The 22,533-nt window shown below is 71.1% G+C and carries 16 protein-coding genes and 1 pseudogene; 9 read left to right on the plus strand and 8 right to left on the minus strand.

Features of this window, described 5'->3' with window-relative positions:
- Positions 1–97 precede the first annotated feature (97 nt).
- Positions 98–2,041, minus strand: a pseudogene (locus tag JR065_RS00585) (amidohydrolase family protein); the annotation flags it as partial.
- Between the two features lie 141 nt (positions 2,042–2,182).
- Here JR065_RS00585 and JR065_RS00590 point away from each other — a divergent pair.
- The 3 genes from JR065_RS00590 (at position 2,183) to JR065_RS00600 (ending at position 5,515) form a co-directional block, all read left to right on the plus strand.
- Positions 2,183–2,785 (plus strand): hypothetical protein, encoded by a 603-nt coding sequence (locus tag JR065_RS00590; RefSeq protein ID WP_206231369.1) that lies wholly within the window; start codon positions 2,183–2,185, stop codon positions 2,783–2,785.
- Between the two features lie 115 nt (positions 2,786–2,900).
- Positions 2,901–5,096 carry a M3 family metallopeptidase gene (locus JR065_RS00595; protein WP_206231370.1) on the plus strand — a complete coding sequence of 732 codons (2,196 nt, stop codon included), beginning with the start codon at positions 2,901–2,903 and terminating at the stop codon, positions 5,094–5,096.
- A 104-nt stretch (positions 5,097–5,200) separates the two neighbouring features.
- Positions 5,201–5,515, plus strand: a complete 315-nt coding sequence (locus JR065_RS00600) for a hypothetical protein (protein WP_206231371.1) — start codon at positions 5,201–5,203, stop codon at positions 5,513–5,515.
- 315 nt (positions 5,516–5,830) lie between these two features.
- Here the strand turns inward: JR065_RS00600 and cfa are convergent, their stop codons facing one another.
- The 3 genes from cfa to JR065_RS00615 are packed head-to-tail and all read right to left on the minus strand — an operon-like array spanning position 5,831 to position 8,175.
- Positions 5,831–6,946 carry a cyclopropane fatty acyl phospholipid synthase gene (gene cfa / locus JR065_RS00605; protein ID WP_206231372.1) on the minus strand — a complete coding sequence of 372 codons (1,116 nt, stop codon included), beginning with the start codon at positions 6,944–6,946 and terminating at the stop codon, positions 5,831–5,833.
- A gap of 10 nt (positions 6,947–6,956) precedes the next feature.
- A complete protein-coding gene (locus tag JR065_RS00610; RefSeq protein WP_206231373.1) occupies positions 6,957–7,841 on the minus strand; it encodes a DUF3298 and DUF4163 domain-containing protein in 885 nt (294 codons plus the stop codon).
- A 46-nt stretch (positions 7,842–7,887) separates the two neighbouring features.
- Complete coding sequence (locus JR065_RS00615; protein WP_206231374.1) at positions 7,888–8,175, minus strand: GNAT family N-acetyltransferase; 288 nt, start codon at positions 8,173–8,175, stop codon at positions 7,888–7,890.
- 240 nt (positions 8,176–8,415) lie between these two features.
- Here JR065_RS00615 and JR065_RS00620 point away from each other — a divergent pair, with 240 nt between their 5' ends.
- Positions 8,416–8,625: a hypothetical protein gene (locus JR065_RS00620; RefSeq protein WP_206231375.1), complete on the plus strand. Its 210-nt coding sequence runs from the start codon at positions 8,416–8,418 to the stop codon at positions 8,623–8,625.
- A 195-nt stretch (positions 8,626–8,820) separates the two neighbouring features.
- On the opposite strand, the gene JR065_RS00625 is transcribed toward JR065_RS00620, so the two are convergent.
- Positions 8,821–9,444, minus strand: a complete 624-nt coding sequence (locus JR065_RS00625) for a rhomboid family intramembrane serine protease (protein WP_206231376.1) — start codon at positions 9,442–9,444, stop codon at positions 8,821–8,823.
- A 7-nt stretch (positions 9,445–9,451) separates the two neighbouring features.
- A complete protein-coding gene (locus JR065_RS00630) occupies positions 9,452–11,008 on the minus strand; it encodes an oligopeptide:H+ symporter (RefSeq protein WP_206231377.1) in 1,557 nt (518 codons plus the stop codon).
- A gap of 627 nt (positions 11,009–11,635) precedes the next feature.
- Between JR065_RS00630 and JR065_RS00635 the strand changes: the two genes are divergently transcribed.
- From JR065_RS00635 to JR065_RS00645, 3 genes are all read left to right on the plus strand, one after another.
- The gene (locus JR065_RS00635; RefSeq protein WP_206231378.1) at positions 11,636–13,414 is read left to right on the plus strand and encodes a M14 family metallopeptidase; all 1,779 of its coding nucleotides are present in this window, start codon (positions 11,636–11,638) and stop codon (positions 13,412–13,414) included.
- A 146-nt stretch (positions 13,415–13,560) separates the two neighbouring features.
- Positions 13,561–16,500, plus strand: a complete 2,940-nt coding sequence (locus JR065_RS00640; protein ID WP_429001826.1) for a glycoside hydrolase family 3 C-terminal domain-containing protein — start codon at positions 13,561–13,563, stop codon at positions 16,498–16,500.
- A 64-nt stretch (positions 16,501–16,564) separates the two neighbouring features.
- Entirely contained in the window at positions 16,565–17,449 is an 885-nt protein-coding gene (locus tag JR065_RS00645) for an endonuclease/exonuclease/phosphatase family protein (RefSeq protein WP_206231380.1), read from the plus strand.
- A gap of 27 nt (positions 17,450–17,476) precedes the next feature.
- Here the strand turns inward: JR065_RS00645 and JR065_RS00650 are convergent, their stop codons facing one another.
- Together JR065_RS00650 and JR065_RS00655 are read right to left on the minus strand one after the other, a co-directional pair.
- Positions 17,477–18,109, minus strand: coding sequence for a response regulator (locus JR065_RS00650; RefSeq protein WP_206231381.1), 633 nt, complete (start codon positions 18,107–18,109; stop codon positions 17,477–17,479).
- Positions 18,109–21,123 (minus strand): sensor histidine kinase, encoded by a 3,015-nt coding sequence (locus JR065_RS00655; RefSeq protein WP_206231382.1) that lies wholly within the window; start codon positions 21,121–21,123, stop codon positions 18,109–18,111. The genes JR065_RS00650 and JR065_RS00655 overlap by 1 nt, the downstream gene beginning before the upstream one ends.
- A gap of 183 nt (positions 21,124–21,306) precedes the next feature.
- Between JR065_RS00655 and JR065_RS00660 the strand changes: the two genes are divergently transcribed.
- Entirely contained in the window at positions 21,307–21,687 is a 381-nt protein-coding gene (locus tag JR065_RS00660; RefSeq protein WP_206231383.1) for a hypothetical protein, read from the plus strand.
- A 162-nt stretch (positions 21,688–21,849) separates the two neighbouring features.
- Positions 21,850–22,341 (plus strand): helix-turn-helix domain-containing protein, encoded by a 492-nt coding sequence (locus JR065_RS00665; protein ID WP_206231384.1) that lies wholly within the window; start codon positions 21,850–21,852, stop codon positions 22,339–22,341.
- The last annotated feature ends 192 nt before the right edge of the window (positions 22,342–22,533 follow it).

A 22,533-nucleotide genomic window follows, 5' to 3' on the forward strand; every position in this document is an offset into this window, starting at 1 on the left:
AATCCTCGGCGGCGACGATGCGCACGGGCGCGGCGAACGGTTCGATGCCCAGCGCGGCGTAGACCTCGCTCGGGTAGTACGCCGTGCCCTGCTTGAGCACCAGCGCGACCTTGCGCAGGTCGCCGATGTCGCGGGTCGGGTCGCCGTCGACCAGGATCAGGTCGGCGCGCTTGCCCGGGGTGATCGAACCGCGGCTGTCCAGCGTGCGCGAGTACTTGGCGCCGTTCCAGGTCGCCACCTGCAGCGCCTGCGACGGGGTCAGCCCGGCCTGCACGTACAGTTCCAGCTCGCGCTGCAGGGTGAAGCCGGGAGTGGCGTCGGTGCCGGCCACCAGCGGCACGCCGGCCTGGTACAGGCGGCCGACGAAGGCGACCATCTTCTCGTAGGAACGGTTGTACAGCGCGGCGCTGGCGTCGTCGGGAATGTCGAACTCGGCCGCGCGCAGGCCGCGCTGCACGTCCGGCGGCAGGTGCGAGGCGACCGCGGCGTAGGCCTGCGACAGTTCGCCCGGACGCTGGCGGATGAAATCGAAGGTGGCCACGGTCGCGTCGATCACGATCTGGCGCCTGGCCAGTTCCTGCACGAACTGGCGCACCGGCGCAGAATCGAAATCCAGGTCGGCGGTGCGCTTGGCCGGCAGGTAGAAGCGCTCCAGCGTGCGCGTGTCGGTCTCGTGGGTGGCGTAGAAGTTCAGCAGCACCTGGTTGATGTGCTGGATCTCGTCGTAACCCTGCTCCACCGCCTCGTGCGCGAGCATGTGCACGGGAATGTGGCCGCTCACGCGCAGGCCCTTGGCGTGCGCGCGCGCCGCGGTGTCGCGCAGCAGCGCCTGCGGGAACGAATTGTAGATCTTGACCCCGGCGTAGCCGTTCGCCGCGTACCAGTCCACCGCCGCGTCGGCCTGCGCCTGGGTGCTGACCACGAACCCATTGCGCGCCGACATCGGGCTTTCGCCTTCGAGGAAGCCGCAGGCGACCAGGCTCGGCATCAGCAGCTGCCCGGCGCGCTCTTCCTGCATCACCTGCTGCAGCGTGGCGTTGTCGTTGCCCATGTCGCGCACCGTGGTGACGCCGGCGGCCAGGTGCAGGCCGCCGTCCCAGCGCCCGACATGGCCGTGCATGTCGAACAGTCCCGGCAACAGCACCCGGCCCTGCGCGTCGATCACTTGCTGCGCATCGGCGCCGCCGGTGCCGGCGGCGCCCACCGACACGATCGTGCCGTCGCGCACCAGCACGTCCGCCGCCGCGCCCAGCGTGGCGCGCTCGCTGTCGAACACGCGTGCGTTGCGGATCAGCGTGGTGCCCGGCAGGCGATGCGCCAGCTTGCGCTGCAGCTCGACCAGGGCCGTGGCCTCGGCCTGCTTCTGCGCGGCCTCCAGTGCCGCCGCGTCGCTTTCGTAGCCGGTCTCGATCAGCTGCAGCCAGCCCGGCGCGATGAACGCGAACAGCCGCGGCGCCGCATCGGTGGTGAGCCAGGCGAAGGTGGGGGTGAAGCCGACGCCGGTGAGCGCCACCAGTTGCACCTGCCGCGCCGCACCGCCCTTGCCCACCTGCGCCTGCACCAGCTTGCGCATGGTCAGCGTGCCGCTCGGGATCAGCGGCAGCTTGCCGTCGGCGCGCCGGGTCAGCGCGGTCACCGCTGCCGAGGTCGACGCCGGCGTGCCGCCCAGCGGCCAGTACTGCGCGCTGCCGGCGAGCGTCTGTTGGCCCTGGTCGGAGGTGGTCTTCCACTGCACCCGATTGCCATCGCGGGTGAATCGCTCGTTCACCGGCGCACCGAAGGTCGAGGTGCCCTGCACCTGATACGAAGCGAACGTGCCGTCCTCGGCGAGCGTGTATTGCTCCTTCAGCTCCGGGCCGCGGCCGTTGTCCTTGAATACGTAATCCACGCGGGTGACTCCGTCCTCGCCGGTGCTGACCGTCTGCTGCCCGGCCTGCTTGCCGCCGTCGACCAGCGCCACATAGCGCAACGTCTGCGCCGACCCTGCAGGCGCCGCCAGCGCCGCGCACATCACGATGCAACAGCCGAGTACCGATTTCATCGACGTCTCCCGCGGCCGATGGCCGCCGTCTAGAGGGGATGCGGGGGATTGCGCTGCGTCCGCTATAAGACCCGTTGCCCTGGGCAAAGGCAATAGCGCGCGCCACTTGCCGGTGCGCTGCGGCGCCAACACAATCGGCGCATGCCGCTGCCCGCCCCGCCGCCGGAAACCGTCACCGACCTGTACCTGCACGTACGCGTGCTGCTGGGCATGGTGATGGGCCTGGGCCTGACCCACCTGCTGCGGAATTTCGCCCGGATCATCGAACGCCCGCGGCACAAGCCGGTGTATGCGGTGCACCTGCTGTGGGCGACCTACCTGTTCGTGTACCTGCTGCACTTCTGGTGGTGGGAGTTCCGCCTGGCCGGCGTGCGCCAGTGGACCTTCGAGCTGTATCTGTTCGTCACCTTGTACGCGCTGCTGCTGTACCTGCTGTGCGCGCTGGCGTTCCCCGAGGACCTGTCCGACTACCCGACCTGGCGCGACTACTACGACTCGCGCCGGCGCTGGTTCTTCGGCCTGCTGACGCTGGCCTGCGGGTTCGACCTGGCCGACACCTGGCTCAAGGGCGCCGGCTATTTCCGCAGTTTCGGCCCGGAGCTGTACCTGTACAGCGGCGCGATGATGGCCGGCTGCGCGATCGCCATGGCCACCCGCAACCGCGCCTACCATGCCGCATTCGTGGTCGCCGCGCTGCTGTACCGGCTGTCGTGGATCGTGCGCCAGTACGACACGCTGCTGTGAGCCAGGCCCGCCCCCGGCCGCCGCGCCCGCACCGCCGGCCATGGCTTTAGTCACGGGCCGCGCCAGCGCCGCTGCGGTAGCCTTGGGACTTCCACCCATTGCTGGACCGTTCTTGATGACCACCCGCCTCGCTCTTGCCCTCGCCGCCACGCTGGGACTCGCCATGCCTGCCTTTTCCGACGCCGCCACGCCCGCCGCCGCGCAGCCGGCCGCCCAGGCCAACCCGTTCTTCGCGCAGAGCCCGCTGCCGCTGCACTACCCGCAGTTCGACAAGATCCGCGACAGCGACTTCGCACCGGCCTTCGACACCGGCATGGCGCAGCAGCTGAAGGAAGTGGAGGCGATCGCCAACGATCCGGCCGCGCCCAGTTTCGACAACACCATCATCGCGCTGGAAAAGAGCGGGCAGGTGCTCGACCGCGCGACCACCGTGTTCTTCAACCTGGTCGGCGCCGACACCAACGACACGCGCAAAAAGCTGCAGGCCGACTATTCCGGCAAGTTCGCCGCGCACCGCGACGCGATCTCGCTCAACGGCAAGCTGTTCGCGCGCATCCAGAAGCTCTACGACACCCGCAAGCAGCTCGGCCTGGATGCGCAGGGCCTGCGCCTGGTGGAGAAGTACTACAGCGATTTCGTCCGCGACGGCGCCAAGCTGTCCGACGCCGACAAGGCCAAGCTGAAGGCGATGAACGCCGAGCTGGCGAGCCTGGGCACCCAGTTCAGCCAGAACGTGCTCAACGAGGTCAACGCCTCGGCGGTGGTGGTCGACGACGTCAAGCAGCTCGACGGCCTGTCCGAGGCGCAGATCGCCGCCGCGGCCGAAGCGGCCAAGGCGCGCAAGCTCGACGGCAAGTACGTGATCGCGCTGCTCAACACCACCGGCCAGCCGCCGCTGAGCCAGCTCAAGGACCGCGCGCTGCGGCAGAAGATCTACCAGGCCTCGGTGACGCGCGGCAGCCGCGGCGGCCAGTACGACAACACCGCGCTGGTGTCGCGGATCATGAGCCTGCGCGCCGAGCGCGCCAAGCTGCTGGGCTATCCGAACCACGCGACCTATTCGCTGGAAGACCAGACCGCCAAGACCCCCGAAGCGGTCAACGCGATGCTCGGCAAGCTGGCGCCGGCCGCGGTGGCCAACGCCAAGCGCGAGGCCGCCGACCTGCAGGCGATGATCGACCAGGAACAGAAGGCGGCCGGCCAGCCCAGCTTCAAGCTCGAGGCCTGGGACTGGGCCTACTACAGCGAGAAGGTGCGCCAGGCCAAGTTCAACTTCGACGAAGCGCAGCTCAAGCCGTACTTCGAGCTGAAGAACGTGCTGGAGAACGGCGTGTTCTACGCCGCCAACCAGGAGTACGGGCTGACCTTCAAGCAGCGCACCGACCTGCCGACCTACCGCGACGACCTGCTGGTCTACGACGTGTTCGACGCCGACGGCAGCCAGCTGGCGATCTTCATCGCCGACATGTACGCGCGCGAATCCAAGCGCGGCGGCGCGTGGATGAACTCCTACGTGTCGCAGTCGGCGCTGACCGGGTTCAAGCCGGTGGTCGCCAACCACCTCAACATCCCCAAGCCGCCCGCCGGCCAGCCGACGCTGCTGACCTGGGACGAGGTCACCACCACCTTCCACGAATTCGGCCATGCGCTGCACGGCATGTTCTCGAACGTGAAGTACCCCTACTTCTCCGGCACCAGCGTGCCGCGCGACTTCGTCGAGTTCCCGTCGCAGGTCAACGAGATGTGGGCCGACTATCCGTCGATCCTCAAGCACTACGCCAAGCACTACCAGAGCGGCGAGCCGATGCCGCAGGCGCTGCTGGACAAGGTGATCGCCGCGTCCAAGTTCAACCAGGGCTTCGCCACCACCGAATACCTGGGCGCGGCGATGCTGGACCAGCGCTGGCACCAGCTGGCGGTCGGCCAGGTGCCGCCGGCCGCCGGGGTGATGGAGTTCGAAGCCAAGGCGCTGGCCGCCGACGGCATCGCCTACGCGCCGGTGCCGCCGCGCTACCGCACGCCGTACTTCAGCCACATCATGGGCGGCTACGCGGCCGGCTACTACGCCTACATCTGGTCGGAGGTGCTCGACGCCAACACCCAGGAATGGTTCCGCGAGCACGGCGGGCTGAGCCGCGCCAACGGCGACCGCTTCCGGCAGACGCTGCTGTCGCGCGGCGGCAGCGTCGATGCGATGCAGCTGTTCCAGGACTTCGCCGGGCATGCGCCGAAGATCGAGCCGTTGCTGAAGAAGCGCGGGCTCGACGTGACTTCCGACGGGCAGATCCCGACCCAGGACGAGAAGCGCTGACCGCGTCCGGTCCCCGCCGCTGACACGGACGGACGCCCGGCACTGCCGGGCGTTCTCTTTTCCGCTCATCAACACGCCTTTCTGGTGCCATGACCCCCAAAGAATTGCTGGACGCCGCGGCAAAGCGGCCCACCGTCTCTTCGCTTGACGAGGAGCTGAAGCTGATCCGCGACATCCAGGCGCTGGACCTGGCCGACATCGAGGCCGACCTGCCGGCGCTCGTGGCGCTCATCGAGATCGTGCAGACCTCGCATGCGGACAACGGAATCTTCGAGATGGGCGAGGCCGAGGAAGCGCTCACCGTCGGGTTCTTCCGCTGGATCCAGTCGATCGAGGCGAAGACCGACGCATCGCTCGCAAGGCATGCCGACGGCCTGGAGCTGACGCGCGCCGATCTGGCCGGGAAGATGCCGGACTGATTGAAGGACGGCTCGGTCAACGCAGGCGCCCTCACCCCTCCGCCTTGATCGTTCGCTCCCGCCCGGCCGTTCTGTGGCGGCGATGCATGCGATCGCCAGCAAAGAATCCACGCATGTCAGAGATGCACCAGCCGCCGCCGCTCCTATCCTTGCGGCGCGGCGCCAGCGCGCTCTGCCGCGCTTTGCATGCTGAGCCTGAGCATTCGCAACAAGCCAAGCGTGTGGCGCCTGTCTGGATCGAAATTCGCCAGGACGTCTCCTCCGTTCGCCTGCACCGAACGCGGAGCCCGCCGGCATTTCGTCCGCGCCGCCGCGCTAGCGCGGGGCCACGTAGCCGCCGGGCACGCCCCGTGGCGACAGCACCAGCTGCCACAGCTGCGCGCGGCGCACGCGGAAGCTGGCCATCGAAGCGGCCAGGTAGAAGCGCCACATCCGGCGGAAGCGCTCGTCGTAGCGCTCGCCCAGCCGCGGCCAGGCGCGCTCGATGTTGTCGCGCCAGGCCTGCAGCGTGCGGTCGTAGTCGGCGCCGAAATTGTGCCAGTCCTCGATCACGAAGCGCCCTTCCAGCGCCGCGCCGAGCTGCCTGGCCGACGGCAGCATCGAGTTGGGAAAGATGTAGCGCGCGATCCACGGGTCGGTGCGCCGCCGCGACACGTTGCCGCCGATGCTGTGCAGCAGGAACAGGCCGTCCGGCGCCAGGCAGCGCCGGACCACGTCGAAATAGTCGCGGTAGTTCTTCTCGCCCACGTGCTCGAACATGCCGATCGAGAACACCGCGTCGTAGCGTTCGTCCAGCTCGCGGTAGTCCTGCAGGCGGAACTCCAGCGGCAACCCGGCGCACAGCTGCCGCGCGAATCCGGCCTGCTCGGCGGACACGGTGATGCCCACGCCGTGCACGCCGTAGCGTTGCGCGGCGAACTTCAACGCCTCGCCCCAGCCGCAACCGATGTCGAGCACGCGCATGCCGGGCCGCAGCCGCAGCTTGCGGCACACCAGGTCCAGCTTCGCCTCCTGCGCCGCGTCCAGATCCGCTGCCTGGCGCCAGTAGCCGCAACTGTAGACCAGCCGGCGGCCCAGCATCGCCTGGTACAGGTCGTTGCCCAGGTCGTAGTGGCGGCGCCCCACCGCATAGCTGCGGCGGCCGCGCTGCAGGTTGAACACGCGCGCGCACAGCGCCCGCCACAGGTCGCCCACGCCGCGCACGCGGCGTTCCAGGTCCGCGCCGATCAGCTGCGCCAGCGTCCGGTCCAGCGCGCCGGCGTCCCACCAGCCGTCCATGTAGCTTTCGCCCAGGCCCAGCGAGCCGTGCGCCAGCACCCGCGCGTAGAAGCGCCGGTCGTGCACGACGATGTCCTGGGCGCGGCCGCCGCCGATACGCACGTCGGCGCCGGCCAGAAGTTCGACGACACGACGCTGCAGCGGCCCTGCCATCCCGCGCCCGCTACGAGACGAACAGCTCCGCGTACTCCGGCGCCACCTGCGCACGCAGCACGCTGGCCGGGACGTCCACGGTCTGCGTGCCGTCGGAATACGGCCCCACCTGGTACGGCGGGAACACGAAGCGCAGCGCCACGATCTTGCCGGCGGCATCGACCAGCGGCTGGAACTGGCTGAAGTTCTGCGCCTGCGGCTCGGTGCCTTCGGCGATCATCTTGTCGGCGCTGCGCACCATTTCGTCGCGATCCTCCGGCGGCAGCTGCTCGGCGTCGGCGCGCGCGGCCACTGCCTGGCGCAGCTGCGCGGCCACATAGGCCGCCACCGGCGCCCAGCCCTTGGGATCGGGAATCAGCGCCTCGGCGGTCAGCATGCGCTGCTGTTGCGGCAGCCACACGAAGCGCGCCACCAGCGGCTCGCCGTGCGCACCGCCGGTGTAGCGGCTGCCGTCGGCGGCCACCGCCACCAGCGTCGGCGTGTCCAACAGTTCCTGGAACTGCAGCGACAGTTCGTACGGCGCGCGCGGGCGATCGTTGCCCAGTCCGCCGACCGCCTCCATCAGTTCGCCGCGCGCCGCCTGCGCGTACTGGCCCACCGCTTCGGCCAGGCCCGGGTACTTGTCGACCATCGGCGGATAGCTGATGCCGACCACGTAGCTGGGAGTGCGCTCGATCACGTCCTTCAGTTCCACCGGCGCCGGCGCGGCGGGCGCGGCGACCGGCGCCGGCTCCGGTGCCGCGCTCGCCGCCGGCGCCGGCGCCGGCGCGGGCGCGGCGGCCTCGCGCTGGCACGCGGCCACGCCCAGCGCCAAGGCCAATGCCGCCACCGCCACTCTCGTTCCCTGCCGCGCCTTCACCGTGTACCTCACGTCCACTGCCCCCGTGTACCGCATCGTTGGAAAGAAAGGATTATCGCGCCACCGCAGGCCCCGCGCATGCTCATTCGAGCAACCCGGCGTATTCCGGGTGGCGCTGCAGGTAGGCCGCGGCATAGGAACAGGCCGGCACCACCTTGAGCCCCTCGGCCCGCGCATGGTCCAGCGCCGCGGCCACCAGCGCGGCGGCCAGGCCGCGGCCCTCCAGCGGCCCGGGCACGCCGGTATGGGTGATGATCAGCCGCCCCGGCTCGCGCACGTAGCCCAGCTCCGCCTCGTGGCCGTCTAGGGTCAGCGCGAAGCGCTTTTGCTGCGGATCGTGGTGGATCAGCGGGGCGGACGACGGATTCATGGCGGCACTCGCAGGCGGACGACGCATTTTCGCCACGGCCATGACGCGGCCATGTGAAGCCGCCCCGCCCCGCCGCGTCACCTGCGGCCGACGCGGCGCGTCACTTCCGGCCTGAGGCCCGTCGCGGGCGGACGGACGCTAAAGTCCCGGCCGCCGCGGCCGCTACCGTCGATGGACGCCTGCAAGAACCTGGCATGGGTATTGCAGGTTCCGCCACGAGACTCGAACAGGGGGCACACCATGAGCGATACCGAAAACGGCCACGCCGGCGACCACGACGCTTCGTTGCTGGAAGGGCTGTACCAGCTGGCGGTCAGCGGCCACACCCAGGGCTGGGAGTTCGAACAGCTCAACAGCGAGGTCTACAGCCGCCTGGCCCAGGCCTACGACCGCTCCAGCATCGGCAGCGCCCAGGTGCAGCTGCGCGGCCAGGAAGCGGCCGCGGCCTGATCCGCGCGCGGACGCCGCACGGCGTCCGCATCGCCAGGACCCGCCGCGCCGGGTCCTGGTCCCGCGCGCCGGCCGCCGAGGCGGCCCGCGACCGATACGCCATCGGCCTTGCAGGCAACCGCGGCCCCGCTTGCAGCGCCTTGCCGATGCACGGCGGCAGTCCGGTCTGCGGCGCGCTGCGCCCGTCCGGCCCCGTCAGCCGAACCTGGGATTCATCAGCTGCCCCAGGAAGTGCTGCAGCACCGACGGCTCCATGATCAGCAGGAACATCACCCCGAACGCCGCGCCGGCCAGGTGCGCGCTGTGGTTGATGCGGTCGCCGCCGCGGCGGTCCATCCACAGGCTGTAGCCCACGTAGAACACCGCGTAGATGATCGCCGGCGCCGGAATGAACAGCACCAGGATGATGGTCCACGGCGACAGCAGGATGTAGGCGAACAGCACCGCCGACACCGCGCCGGACGCGCCCAGGCTCAGGTAGTTCGGGTTCTTCTGGTTCTTCAGGTAGCTGGGCAGGATCGAGACCACCAGCGCCGCCAGGTAGAACAGCGGATAGGTCAGCATGCTGCCGGTCAGCCGCTCCATCAGCGTCTCGATCGGCCCGCCGAAGAAGTACAGCGTGATCATGTTGAACAGCAGGTGGCCGAAATCGGCATGGATGAAGCCGTAGGTCACCAGCCGGTCGTACTGCCGGTGCCGGTCGATCGCCGGTGGCCACAGGATCAGCCGGTCGGCCAGCTTGCGGTTGTTGAACGCGGCCCACGACACCAGCACGGTGAGCACGATCAGGATCAGATTGATGGGAGTGGGGGCGGGCATGCGGGCCTCAGGCGGGACGGTAGTGGTCGACCATGCGGTAGCGGCGCGCGTACAGCCCGAACGCCAGCGCCGCCAGGAACGCGAATGCAGCGAAGAAGAACATCAGGAACGCCGCTTCGCTGAGCCCGGTACTGTCGATATGCGAGGTGACGGTGCCATTGCGCACCGCGGCGTTGGACAGCAGCACCCACAGGTTGCCGACCGTGGTGGTGAGGTTCCAGAAGCTCATCACCACCCCCTTCATCGACTGCGGCGCCTGGCTGTAGGCGAACTCCAGGCCGGTCGCCGACACCAGCACCTCGCCGAAGGTCAGCAGCGCGTACGGCAGGATCTGCCAGGCGATGGAGATCGCGTCGCCGCCGTCCATCACCACCTGCAAGGTCCCCACCACCACCCAGGCCAGGCCGCTGAAGGCGATGCCGGCGGTCATGCGCCGCAGCGCGGTCGGCTCGTAGCCGCGGCGCCGCAGCAGCGGGTACAGCACCAGGTTGTTGAACGGGATCAGCAGCATCACCAGCGCCGGGTTCAGCGCCTGCATCTGCGAGGCGCTGAACCACTCCGGCATGCGCATCTGCTGGCCCTGCAGCACCCAGGTCGAGGCCTTCTGGTCGAACAGCGAGAAGAACGGCGTCACCAGCGCGAACACCACCAGGATCCGCAACACCGACCGCACCCCGTCGACCGCACTGTCCGGATGCACCTGCCGCGCGCCGTCCAGCTGCCACCAGGTGCCGCCGCCGACGCCGGCCAGCAGCAGCACCAGCGCCATGCACAGGCAGATCACGATGCCCAGGGTCGGCACCAGCGCGAACGACGCCAGCGCCAGCGCCACGCCCAGCCCGGCCAGCAGCAGCCCCGGACGCGCCCGTCCCGGCGTGGGTCGCAGCAACGCGGTGCGCACCACCTGGGCGAAGCCATGCGGGTCCTTCGGCGGCAACGGCACGCGCACATAGCGATGGCGGCCGGCCCAGAACACCGCGGTGGCCACGAACATCAGGATGCCCGGGATGCCGAACGCCCACGCCGGGCCGAGGTTCTTCAGCGCCAGCGGAATCAGCAGCGAGGCGAACAGCGAGCCGAAATTGATGATCCAGTAGAACGCGTCGAACACCACCTTGGCCAGATGCTTGTTGCTCTGGTCGAACTGGTCGCCCATGAACGAGGCCACCAGCGGCTTGATGCCGCCGGCGCCGAGCGCGATCAGCCCCAGTCCCACGAAGAAGCCGCCGCGGCTGCCTTCGAACAGCGCCAGGCAGGCGTGGCCGATGCAATAGACCAGACTGAACCACAGGATGGTGTTGTACTTGCCGAAGAAGCGGTCGGCCAGCCAGCCACCGAGCAGCGGGAAGAAGTACACGCCGATCATGAAGCTGTGCATGATGTGCTTGGCCTCGGCCTCGCGGCCGGGCGCGGTCACTTCCTGCAGCAGCAGCGAGGTGATCAGGAACTGCACCAGGATGTTGCGCATCCCGTAGAAGCTGAAGCGCTCGCAGGCCTCGTTGCCGATGATGTAGGGAATCTGGCGCGGCATCCGCCCCGAGGATGTCTCGACCGTCGTGCTCATCCGGTGGTTCCAGGCAAGTGAACGGCAAAGCCTACCTCATCGGGCCGCCGATGGAGACCGGCGTGCCGCCGTGGCGGTGGCCTGCATGGGCTGCGCGGGGTTCCTGCGTGCCGCCGCCGCGCATCGGGAGCGTCCGCCGGTGGCGCGAGGCGACGGCGTTCGGCCGCCATCGAAATCGGCGATCGCGTGGCGCGCAGGTGTCGCGGACTGTTCCGATGCAAAGAAGCGGCGCCGAGGCGTGGTTCGACGATCCGTCGTTGTGCCCGCGTCGTCTCGTCGCGTCGGGCCCCGTGGCGCTGCTGCGCCGCATCCCTGTTTCGAAAGACGGCCGAGCGCTGCGCTGCTCCGACGTGGGCCAACGCATCGCTCAAGCACGCCGAGAACTCGAGGCGCTTACGCGGCGCAGCGGCGTACCGACTCCGCGGATACGCAGCTGCATATCCGCTGCACCGGGATGCGCGCCACGGCCCCGCTTCCGCCGGCCCTCGCGATACAAAAATTTGTCCTTTCAGGAACAATCAGTTAGCGCAGATCCAGCCACCCGCACGAGCGCAATTGCACTTTGGTCGCTTCCGTTCAGGCAGGCGCGCAAGCATCATGGGTGGGTTCCCTTGCTCCGGTCCGTTCATGCTGCGTCGCACAATCCTCGTCCTGGCCGCCCTGTTCGCCCTGCCCTGCGCGGGCGTCCACGCCCAGGCCGGTTCGCCGGAGCTGAGTACCGAAGCCGAACGCAGCGGCTTCGTGCGCACCGGGCGCTACGCCGAGACCGTCGCGCTGTGCGAGGCCTTCGCCCGGCGCTACCCGCAGGCGGTGCGCTGCTTCGACTTCGGCACCACGCCCGAGGGCCGGCCGATGAAGGCGCTGGCGGTGTCCACGTCCGGCGCGCTCGATCCGGCGGCGGCGCAGGCGCGCAAGCTGCCGGTGGTGCTGATCCAGGGCGGCATCCATGCCGGCGAGATCGACGGCAAGGACGCCGGTTTCCTGGCGCTGCGCGAGCTGCTCGACGGCAAGGCCGCGCGCGGCGCGCTGGACAAGCAGGTGTGGCTGTTCGTGCCGGTGTTCAACGTCGACGGCCACGAGCGCTTCGGCGCCTGGAACCGGCCCAACCAGCGCGGTCCCGAGCAGATGGGCTGGCGGGTGACCGCGCAGGGCCTCAATCTCAACCGCGACTACGTCAAGGCCGACGCGCCGGAAATGCAGGCGATGCTGCGCCTGGTCGAGCAATGGGACCCGCTGCTGTACGTGGACCTGCACGTCACCGATGGCGCGCAGTTCGAGCACGACATCTCGGTCCAGGTCGAGCCGGTCCATGCCGGCGACGCGGCGCTGCGTCGCGACGGGCTGCGCCTGCGCGACGCGGTGCTCGCCGACCTGAAGCGGCAGGGTTCGTTGCCGCTGCCGTACTACCCCTCGTTCGTGGTCGGCGACGATCCGGCCTCCGGGTTCGAGGACGGCGTGCCCACCCCGCGCTTCTCGCACGGCTATTTCCTGCTGCGCAACCGCTTCGGCATGCTGGTGGAAACGCATTCGTGGAAGCCGTATCCGCAGCGCGTGCGTATCACCCGCAACACCATCGTCTCGGTGCTGCAGCAGGTCGCGCGCGACGGCCGCCGCTGGCAGGCCGACGCGCAGGCCGCCGACGCGCGCGCCGAGCGCCTGGGCGGCCAACCCGTGGCGCTGGACTACCGCACCACCGACAAGACGCGCATGGTCGATTTCCGCGGCTATGCCTACACGCGCACGTCCTCGCCGGTGTCCGGCGCGCTGATGACCCGCTACGACGAGCGCACGCCGCAGATCTGGCGCGTGCCGCTGCGCGACGACATCGTGCCCGGCATCGAAGTGCCCGCGCCGCGTGCCGGCTACCTGGTGCCGGCGGCGCAGGCCGCGCTGGTCGGCGCCAAGCTGCGCCAGCACGGCATCGCCTTCCGCGCGCTCGGCGCCGGCGCCACGTTGCCGGTGCAGGCCTTCCGCGCCGACGACGCCAGCTTCTCCGCGCAATCGTCCGAAGGCCGCCAGCGCCTCAACGCGAGCGGCCAGTGGCATGCGGAGACGCGCGAACTCGGCGCCGGATCGCTGTTCGTGCCGATCGCCCAGCCCAAGGCGCGGCTGGTGATGGCGCTGCTGGAGCCGCAGGCCCCGGATTCGCTGCTGCAATGGGGCCAGTTCAACAACGCCTTCGAGCGCAAGGAATACATGGAAGACTACGTCGCCGAGGACGTGGCGCGGCAGATGCTGGCGAGCGATCCGGCGCTGAAGGCGCAGTTCGAGGAAAAGCTCGAACACGACGCGGATTTCGCCAAGAACCCGCGCGCGCGGCTGGACTTCTTCTACCGCCGCCATTCCTCCTGGGACGAGCGCTACCGCCTGTACCCGGTGCTGCGCAGCGACGAAGCGCCGTCCTGAGCCGGCCGCAGCGCCGGCCGTGTTGAACGCCTAGCCACACCTCCCGAACTCCCCCCGATGCGCCTTCCCCTTCAGCTGACCGAGAGACTTGACGCCCCGCTATGAAAACGTTTTCAGGATTCCTGTGGCTGGCCCTCGCGCTGGCCATGCCGGCCCTCGCCGCGCCGCCGCCCGCCCCCGCGGCCAGCGACGCGCCCCAGCTCAGCGTGGTCACGCTGAACCTCTACCACGACAAGCTCGACTGGCCGAAGCGGCGCGTGCAGATCGTGCAGGCCCTGCGCGAACTGCGGCCGGACGCGATCGCGCTGCAGGAAGTGATCCAGCACGACACGCTGCCCAACCAGGCGCAATGGCTCGCCGAGCAGCTCGGCTACGAGTGGTACTTCACCAGCGTCGATCCGCCCGGCAACGCGATGCGCTACGGCAACGCGCTGCTGACCCGGCGCCCGATCCTGGCGCGCGAGCAGATCCGCCTGAACCCGCTCGACGACAGCCGCACCGCCGGGCGCCTGCGCCTGGACGTGGACGGGCGCGCGGTCAACGTCTATGTCACCCACCTGCACTGGACCGAGGCCGGCGGCGCGCTGCGCGAACGCCAGCTGCAGGACCTGCTGAAGTGGGTCGAAGCCAGCGCCGACGGCGCGCCGTCGCTGCTCGCCGGCGATTTCAACGCCAGCGCCGATGCGCCGGAACTGGCCGCGCTGCGGCAGGGTTTCGACGACAGCTACGGCACGCTGCATGGCGCCAAGGACAGCCGCGCCAGCAGCACGTTGAACCTGAAGTTCTTCGCGCCCAGGCGCATCGACCACGTGTTCTTCCAGCGCGGGCGCTTCGTGCCGGTGAGCAGCCGCATCCTGTTCCAGCAACCCGACGCCGACGGCGTGTGGGCGTCGGACCACTTCGGCCTGGTCAGCACCTTGCGCCTGGCGCCGGCTCCCGCGGCCGATACGCTGCGGCCGTGGACCGACCGCGGCGCCAGCCCGGACCGCCGCGCCGCGGCGCTGGTCGAGGCGATGACCCAGGACGAGAAGTTCCAGATGCTGCGCAGCTATTTCGGCCTGGGCAAGGACGGCGGTCCGCGCCCGCCCGACGCGCTGGGCTCGGCCGGCTTCGTGCCCGGCATCGAGCGCCTGGGCATCGCCGCGCAGCAGCTGGCCGATGCCGGCGTCGGCGTCACCAACCCGGGCAACATCCGCCCCGGCGACCACGCCACCGCGATGCCCTCCGGTCCTGCCACCGCCTCGACCTGGAACCGCGAGATCGCCTTCCAGGGCGGCGCGACGATGGGCCGCGAATCCTGGCAGCAGGGCTTCAACGTGCTGCTGGCCGGCAGCGTCAACCTGCAGCGCGACCCGCGCAACGGCCGCAACTTCGAGTACGCCGGCGAAGACCCGCTGCTGGCCGGAGTGATGGTCGGCGAATCGATCCGCGGCGTGCAGAGCCAGCACGTGGTGTCGACGATGAAGCACTTCGCGATGAACGACCTGGAAACCGGGCGCAACACCCACAGCGCCGACATCGGCGAGCAGGCCATGCACGAGTCGGACCTGCTGGCGTTCGAGCTGGCGCTGAAGATCGGCGAGCCCGGCTCGGTGATGTGCTCGTACAACCGCATCAACGGCGTCTACGGCTGCGAGCACGACTACCTGCTCAACAAGGTGCTAAAGCAGGAGTGGAAGTTCCCCGGCTACGTGATGTCCGACTGGGGCGGCGTGCACAGCGGTTCGAAGGCGGCGCTGGCCGGGCTGGACCAGCAGTCGGCCGGCGAAGTGTTCGACAAGGCGGTGTACTTCGATGCGCCGCTGCGCATGGCGGTGGCCGCCGGCACGGTGCCGCAGGCGCGGCTGGACGACATGGTGCAACGCATCCTGCGCGCCTTCATCGCCACCGGCAGCTTCGACCGCCCGCCGCAGCGGCAGCCGATCGACGATGCCGCCGGCGGCCTGGCCGCGCAGCGCACCGTCGAGGAAGGCGCGGTGCTGTTGCGCAACGAGAACGACGCGCTGCCGCTGCCGCGCACGCTGCGCCGGATCGCGGTGATCGGCGGCCATGCCGACAAGGGCGTGATCGGCGGCGGCGGTTCGTCGATGGTCGGGATCACCGTCAACGGCGGCAACGCGGTGCCGGGGCTGGCGCCGACCACCTGGCCGGGCCCGGTGATGTTCCATCCGTCCTCGCCGCTGCAGGCGCTGCGCAAGGCGCTGCCCGAGGCGCAGGTCGACTACGCCAGCGGCGACGACCTGGCCGCCGCGGCCACGCTCGCGCGCGGCGCCGAGGCGGTGGTCGTGTTCGCCACGCAGTGGTCGGCCGAATCGGTGGACCTGCCCGACATCCGCCTGCCGGGCAAGCAGGACGCGCTGATCGCGGCGATGGCCAAGGCCAATCCGCGCACCGTGGTGGTGCTGCAGACCAACGGCCCGGTGGCGATGCCGTGGCTGCAACAGGTGCCGGCGGTGCTGGAAGCGTGGTACCCGGGCATCCGCGGCGGCGAGGCGCTGGCGCGGCTGCTGCTCGGCGAGGTCAATCCGTCCGGGCGCCTGCCGGTGACCTGGCTGCGCGACGTATCGCAGCTGCCGCGCCCGTCGATCCCGGGGCTGGGCTTCAAGCCGGCGCAGCCGGCCGGCAGCAACGTCGACTACGACATCGAAGGCGCGAATGTCGGCTACCGCTGGTTCGCCGCGCGCGGCCTGGACCCGCTGTATCCGTTCGGCCACGGCCTGTCCTACACCCGCTTCGATTACGCCAACCTGAGCGTGCAGGTCGAAGGCGCCCACGTGGTCGCCAGCTTCGACGTGCGCAACAGCGGCCAGCGCGAAGGCGCCGACGTGCCGCAGCTGTACCTGCGCCTGCCGCAGGGCCATCGCACGCCGATCCGCCTGGTCGGCTGGCACAAGCTCACGCTCAAGCCCGGCGAGACCCGCCGCGTCAGCATCGTCGCCGAGCCCAGGACCCTGGCCGACTACGACCCGGCGCAGCGGCAGTGGCGCATCGCCGCCGGCGACTACCAGCTGCTGCTCGGCCGCTCGGCGACCCAGGCCGAAGCCAGCGCGCCGTTGCGTCTACAGGAAAGCGTGCTGCAACGCTGAAAACCGCAGCGCCGCGTGTACGCCTACACGCGGCGCTGAAGTCGCGCGCACTAGCATCGTCGCCATGAAGGGGACATCGCGACGACCACATCGCCTGGGCTGGCTGCTGCTGGCCCTGGCCTCGAGCACGGCGGCCTGGGCGCTGCCCGCGAACCCGCCGGCACTGCCGGCGACGCCGGCCGATACCGCGCTGAGCATCGTCAGCCTCAACCTCGACCAGGACCGCGACGACTGGCCCGCACGCCGGGTGCGGATCGTCGATGCGCTGCGGCGCCTGCAGCCGGACGCGATCGCGCTGCAGGAAGTGCTGCAGACCCCGGAGTTGCCGAACCAGGCGCAATGGCTGGCGGCGCAACTGCACTACCACTGCCATTTCATCAGCCCCGATCCGCCGAGCCGCGGCACCCGCCGCGGCAACGCGCTGCTGACCCGGCTGCCGGTGCTGGAGGAGGCCGAGACCCTGCTGCATCCGTTCGAGGCCTACAGCGTGGCCGGGCTGGTGCGGGTGGAACTGCGCGGGCGGCCGCTGAACCTGTACTTCACCCGGCTGCATGCCGATCCGGCCGGCGGCGGCAACCGCCGCGAGCAGGCCGACGACCTGACGGCCTGGATCGACGCCACCGACGACGGCGTGCCGTCGCTGCTCGCCGGCGGCTTCTACGCATCGGCCGCGGCGCCGGAACTGGCGCCGCTGAGCGCGCAGTTCGCCGACAGCGACGCCAGCCTGCGCGGCGGCGACCGCGAAGGCGCGCGCGGCGCCCTGGACCCGCGCCTGCTCGCCGCGCCCAAGCGCGCCGACCACGTGTTCTTCCAGCGCGGGCGTTTCCGCGCCCTGCGCAGCACCCTGCTGTTCCAGCGCGGCCAGGGCGGCGGGTCGTGGGCGTCGGACCATCGCGGCCTGCTGGTCTGGCTGTTGCCGCTGGACGAGGCGCCGCTCACGCTGCCGTGACCGGGGAGCGCGGGCGGCGCGCGGGGCCTACAGTTCGATGATGCCGCGCTTGAGCGCGATCGCCACCGCATGGGTGCGGTCGCGCGCGCCCAGCTTGCACAGGATGTTCTTCATGTGCGCCTTCACCGTCTCCTCGGCGATCGACAGCAGCGCGGCGATGGCCTTGTTCGAGTTGCCCGCGGCCACGCGCTGCAGCACCTGGATCTCGCGCGCGGACAGCGCGTCGCCGAGCAGGTGCTCGGCGATGTCGGCGGCCACCTCGGCCTGCACCTGGCGCCGGCCCTGGTGCACCGCGCGCACGGTGTCGACCAGGTCGCGGCGCAGCCCGCTCTTGAGCAGGTAGCCGCTGGCGCCGGCCTCCAGCGCGCGCACCGCCTGCACGTCGCCCCTGGACGCGGTGACCACGATGATCCGCGCCTGCGCGAATTCCTTGCGCAGCCGCGAGATGACCTCGATGCCGCTCAGGCCGGGCAGCTGCAGGTCCAGCAGCACCACGTCCGGACGCAGCGCGCGGTAGCGCTCCAGCGCCTGCAGCCCGTCGGCGGCCTCGCCGACCAGGTGCAGGTCCGGCTGCGTCGCCAGCACCGCGGCCACGCCTTCGCGCAGCAGCGGATGGTCGTCGACGACCAGGATGCGGATCGGCGCCGTTTGCCCTTCCATCACTTCGATTTCCCTCGTGCCAGCCAGTGGCGCAGGCGGCACCATAGCCGGTTTCGCCGCGGCTGGCGGTAGGCGCGGCGCGCGGCCAGGCGCAGATTGAGTTCGGTGCCCGAGCCGGGCCGCGACCACAGGTCCAGCTGCGCGCCGATGCGCCGCGCGCGCTCCTGCATCCCGGCCAGGCCCCAGTGGCCGCTGCGCCCGCCGGCCTGAAGCACCTGCGCCTCGATGCCGCGGCCGTCGTCGCGGAAGCGCAGGCGCAGCGCGTCGCGCGCATAGGCGATCTCCACCTCCACATGCGCGGCCTGCGCGTGCCGGAACGCGTTGAGCAGCGCCTCGCGGCCGAGCTGGTACAGCTCGTCGTGGACCAGCGGCTGCAGCGCACGCGGCGTGCCTTCGACCAGCACCTGGCGCTGCACCGGCCCCTGCCCGCCCAGCTCGTCGAGCAGGTCGGCGAACGCGGTCGGCAGCGACGGCAGGTGGCCGGCACTGGCGCGCAGTCCCTCGACGCGATCGCGGCCTTCCTCCAGCGCCCGCTCGGCGCGGTCCAGGGTGGTTTCCAGTTCGCGCCGCAGCGGCGCCTCGTCCGGCAGCGCGGACAGCGCGGCGTGGGTGCGCAGGATCAGGCCCTGGTAGCCCTGCAGCAGGGTGTCGTGCAGCTCGCGCGCGATGCGTTCGCGTTCGCCGAAGCGCTCCTCCAGGCGCAGCCGCACGCGGGTGGCGATCTGGCGCATGCGCAGCGCGTACAGCAGCCACAGCCCGGCCAGCAGCAGCGCCGCGACCAGCAGCGCGAAGCCGCGGGTCTGCACGAAGCGCGGCGCGATGGCGAACTCCAGCGTGGCGCCGCGGCGGTTCCAGACGCCGTCGTTGTTGGCGGCGATCACCTCGAAGCGGTAGCGGCCCGGGCGCAGGTTGGTGTAGAACGCCTCGCGGCGCATGCCGGCATCGCGCCAGGCATCGTCGACGCCGTCCAGCCGGTAGCGGAAGCGCACGCGTTCGGGCAGGGTCAGGCTGGTCGCGGTGTAGCCGATCTGCAGCCGCGTGGTGCCCTCGGGCAGGACCAGCGGCGCGCGCAGCGGCAACGCGCGTTCGTTGGCGACCAGGCTGCGCACGAACACCTGCGGCGGCAACGGGTTGTGCCGCAGCCGCTGCGGATCGATCCACGCCAGGCCCTGGCTGGTGGCCAGCCATACCAGCCCGTCGGCGCCCACCGCCGCGGTGCTGCCGAAGCTGGCCTGTACCGCCAGCCCGGGCAAGCCGTCGGCGGCGTCGAAATAGGTGGGCTGCAACACTGCACCGGCATCGGCGATGGCCGCTTCCAGCTGCCGCCGCGACACCCGCAGCACGCCGCGCCCGCCGTTGAACCACAGGTCGCCATCGCCGGTCTCGGCGATCCCGGTGACGCCGCGCAGGCCCGGCGCGCGCGCCGGCGCCAGCATGCGGAAGCCGTCGCCGCGCCATTGCGCGATGCCCAGCTCGCCGGCCACCAGCGGCGCCGTCGTGCCGGCGTGGATGGTATTGATGTGGCCGATCTGCAGGCCGTCGTCGGGCGTGTACAGGCGCGCGCGCGCCGCGCCCAGCAGCCGCACGCGGCCGAACGGGTAGCCGAACCAGTGGCGTCCTTGCGCGTCCTCGGCGATCGCCGTGCAGGTGTCCAGCGGCAACCGCGTCTCGCGCCGCCAGCGGCCGTCGGCATAGCGGAACACCCCCTGCTCGGCGAACGCCACCCAGGCCACGCCGGCGCGGTCGGACAGGAACGCGCGCACCCGCCGCGGCGCGCCTGCGGACGGCAGCGGCACCTCGATGCGGCGCCCGCCGTGCATGCGCACGATGGCGTCGCTGCCGATCGCCCAGGCGCTGTCGCGCAGCCGTGCGTACTCGGCGCCGAGCGGCTCGCCGCGCCGCAGCCGCGCGGCCGCGGCGCGGTCGGCGCGGAACATGCCCAGCGGGTCGGTCACCAGCACGCCGCCGTCCGCCTGCGCCTGCACCGTCACCTCGCCGGCCTCGGCACCGGGCTGCACCGGCAGCGCCATCACGTTGCGGTGCCGGTAGCGGTTGATGCCCAGGTTGCTGCCGATCCAGACATTGCCTTCCTTGTCCTCCAGCACCGGCGCGGTGTAGTCCGAGGCCAGGCCGTCGGCACGCCGGAAGCGCTCGAGCATCGGCGCTGGCGCGGCGTCCAGCACCACCCGCGCCGCGCCGCGCGCATCGGTCAGCGACAGCCACAGGCTGCCGTCGCGGGCGAAGCTCATGCGCCGGGCGACCACTGCGCGCAGCGCCGGTGGCGGTGGCGGCGGGGGCGGCGCGTCCAGCGGTGCGCCGCCGGCGCGCGCCACCGCGCGGGTGCCGCCGCGGCGGTCGGACAGCCAGATCTCGCCGTCCGGGCGCTCGGCCAGCACCGCATAGGGCGCGCTATCGATGCCGGTGGGTTCGAAGCGGCGCGCGCCCGGCGGCAGCCGCAGCACGCGTTCGCCTTCGGCCACCCACAGCACGCCGCGGCTGTCGCGCAGCAGCCAGTCGGCGCGCGCGGCCGGGTAGCCCCAGTCGGCGCCGACCACGTGCCAGCGCCTGCCGTCGAAGCGCGCCAGCCCGCCATAGGTCGCCGCCCACAGCGCGCCTTCGGCATCGCGCTCGAAGCGGATCACCGCGCCCGGCGGAAACCCCGCGTCCGTACCGAAATGCTGCAACCGGCCGCCCTGCAGGCGGCTGGCGCCGCCATCGAAGTAGCCGATCCAGGCCTGCCCGTCGTCCAGCAGGCTGAGCGCGGTCATGTTCTGCGACAGGAAGCGTCCCGGCGCCGGCGGCTCCAGCCGCTCGAAGCGTTCGCCGTCGAAGCGGTACAGGCCGAAGCCGGTGGCCAGCCACAGGTAGCCGTCGCGCGACTGCGCCAGCGCCCACACGTCGGCCGGCGCGCCCTGCGCCACGCGCCAGGCGGTGTTGTGGAACGGCGTGGGCGGCAGCGATGGCAGCGCATGTGCCGGGCTGGCGGCTTGCGCGGCGAAACCCAGGCCGAGCATCAGCAAACCGCATGCCCACCGCCTACTGCGCGGACCTCGCACCCTGCATCCTCGAGTATCGCAATGAATGGGAAAAGAAATTCTCGACAGCGGCAACGGCCGCGCCAACACCCCTATCGAGGGATGGCCCGCTTCCCCGAATACGGCTAGGCGGCCGCGCCGCGCCAACTATAGCCTGAGGCCATGCAACGACTGTACTCGATGTTTCCCGGCGGCCGCGCCGGCGCCGGGCTGCTGGCCCTGCGCCTGTTCCTGGCCATGAACCTGTGGCCGCCTTTCGCGCACGGCGCCTGGGCGCTACCGGCGCCGTGGCGGATCGGCGCCGGCGCGCTGGCGCTGGCGCTGCTCGGCGGCATCGCCACGCCGTTGGCCGCGCTGCTGGCCTGCCTGGCGCCCGCGCTGGCGCTGTGCCAGGGCCGGCCGGAGACCGGCGCGGCGCTGCTGGCGGTGCTGCCGCCGCTGGCCCTGGCCCTGCTCGGTCCCGGCGCCTATTCGCTGGACGCACGCTGCTTCGGCCGGCGCCTGCTGGTGTTGCCGCGCGATCGGCCGCGCCCGCCGCGCTGACCATCCCCCGTTCGGGTGAGGCGGCACTACTGCCGGATTGGGGTGGCGAGGCGGACGCGGCGGCAGCAGCATGGCCATGTCCCGGAAGCGAGTCCACGCGCACGCCGCAGGCGCCCCCAACGGATCTGCGGCGCGTTTCCGGCATCCCCCAGGAGACACGCCATGCCCCGCCCCCCCAGCACCGCCCCGCATGCTTTCCCGGCGCCGTCGCGCGCCAGCGAATCGTCCGATCCGCCCGGCCGCAACGCCGCCGCCAAGGGCCTGCGGCCCTCGGCGCTGGCACGCGCCCAGCACTTCATCGACCATCATCTGGCCGAGCGCATCGGCCTGGCCGACATCGCCAACGCCGCCTGCGTCAGCCGCTACCACTTCGCGCGCATGTTCCGCCTGAGCACCGGGCGCAGCCCGATGCAGTACCTGCTGCTGCGCCGGATCGAGCGTGCCCAGCAACTGCTGTCCAGCGGCCGCCATTCGGTCAGCACCGTCGCCCACGAACTGGGATTCTTCGACCAGAGCCACTTCGTCAACAGCTTCCGCCGCGTCACCGGCGCCACCCCGGGCCGGTTCGCGCGGCACAGCCGGATCGCGGCGGCGCCCGCGCCTTTCTCCATCCGCCATGCCGGCGACGAAGCGATCCGCCCGACCGGCACCTAGCCGCCTGGCTGTCGACTTGCAACGCGCGCGCCAGTGCGCCACGCAGCAGCGGAGCGCCACCGCGCGCCGTTGTCGCGCCACACGTTGCGGCCATACGATGGCATGCACGCCGGCTGCCAGTGCCGGGCGGCCGCACGCGGTCGGCCGGTGCCCGCAACGAAGAAGCCGGGGACGGGCCCCGGCTTCCTGGCG

The sequence above is a fragment of the Xanthomonas sp. genome (genome assembly GCF_017163755.1).
Lineage (GTDB): Bacteria > Pseudomonadota > Gammaproteobacteria > Xanthomonadales > Xanthomonadaceae > Xanthomonas_A.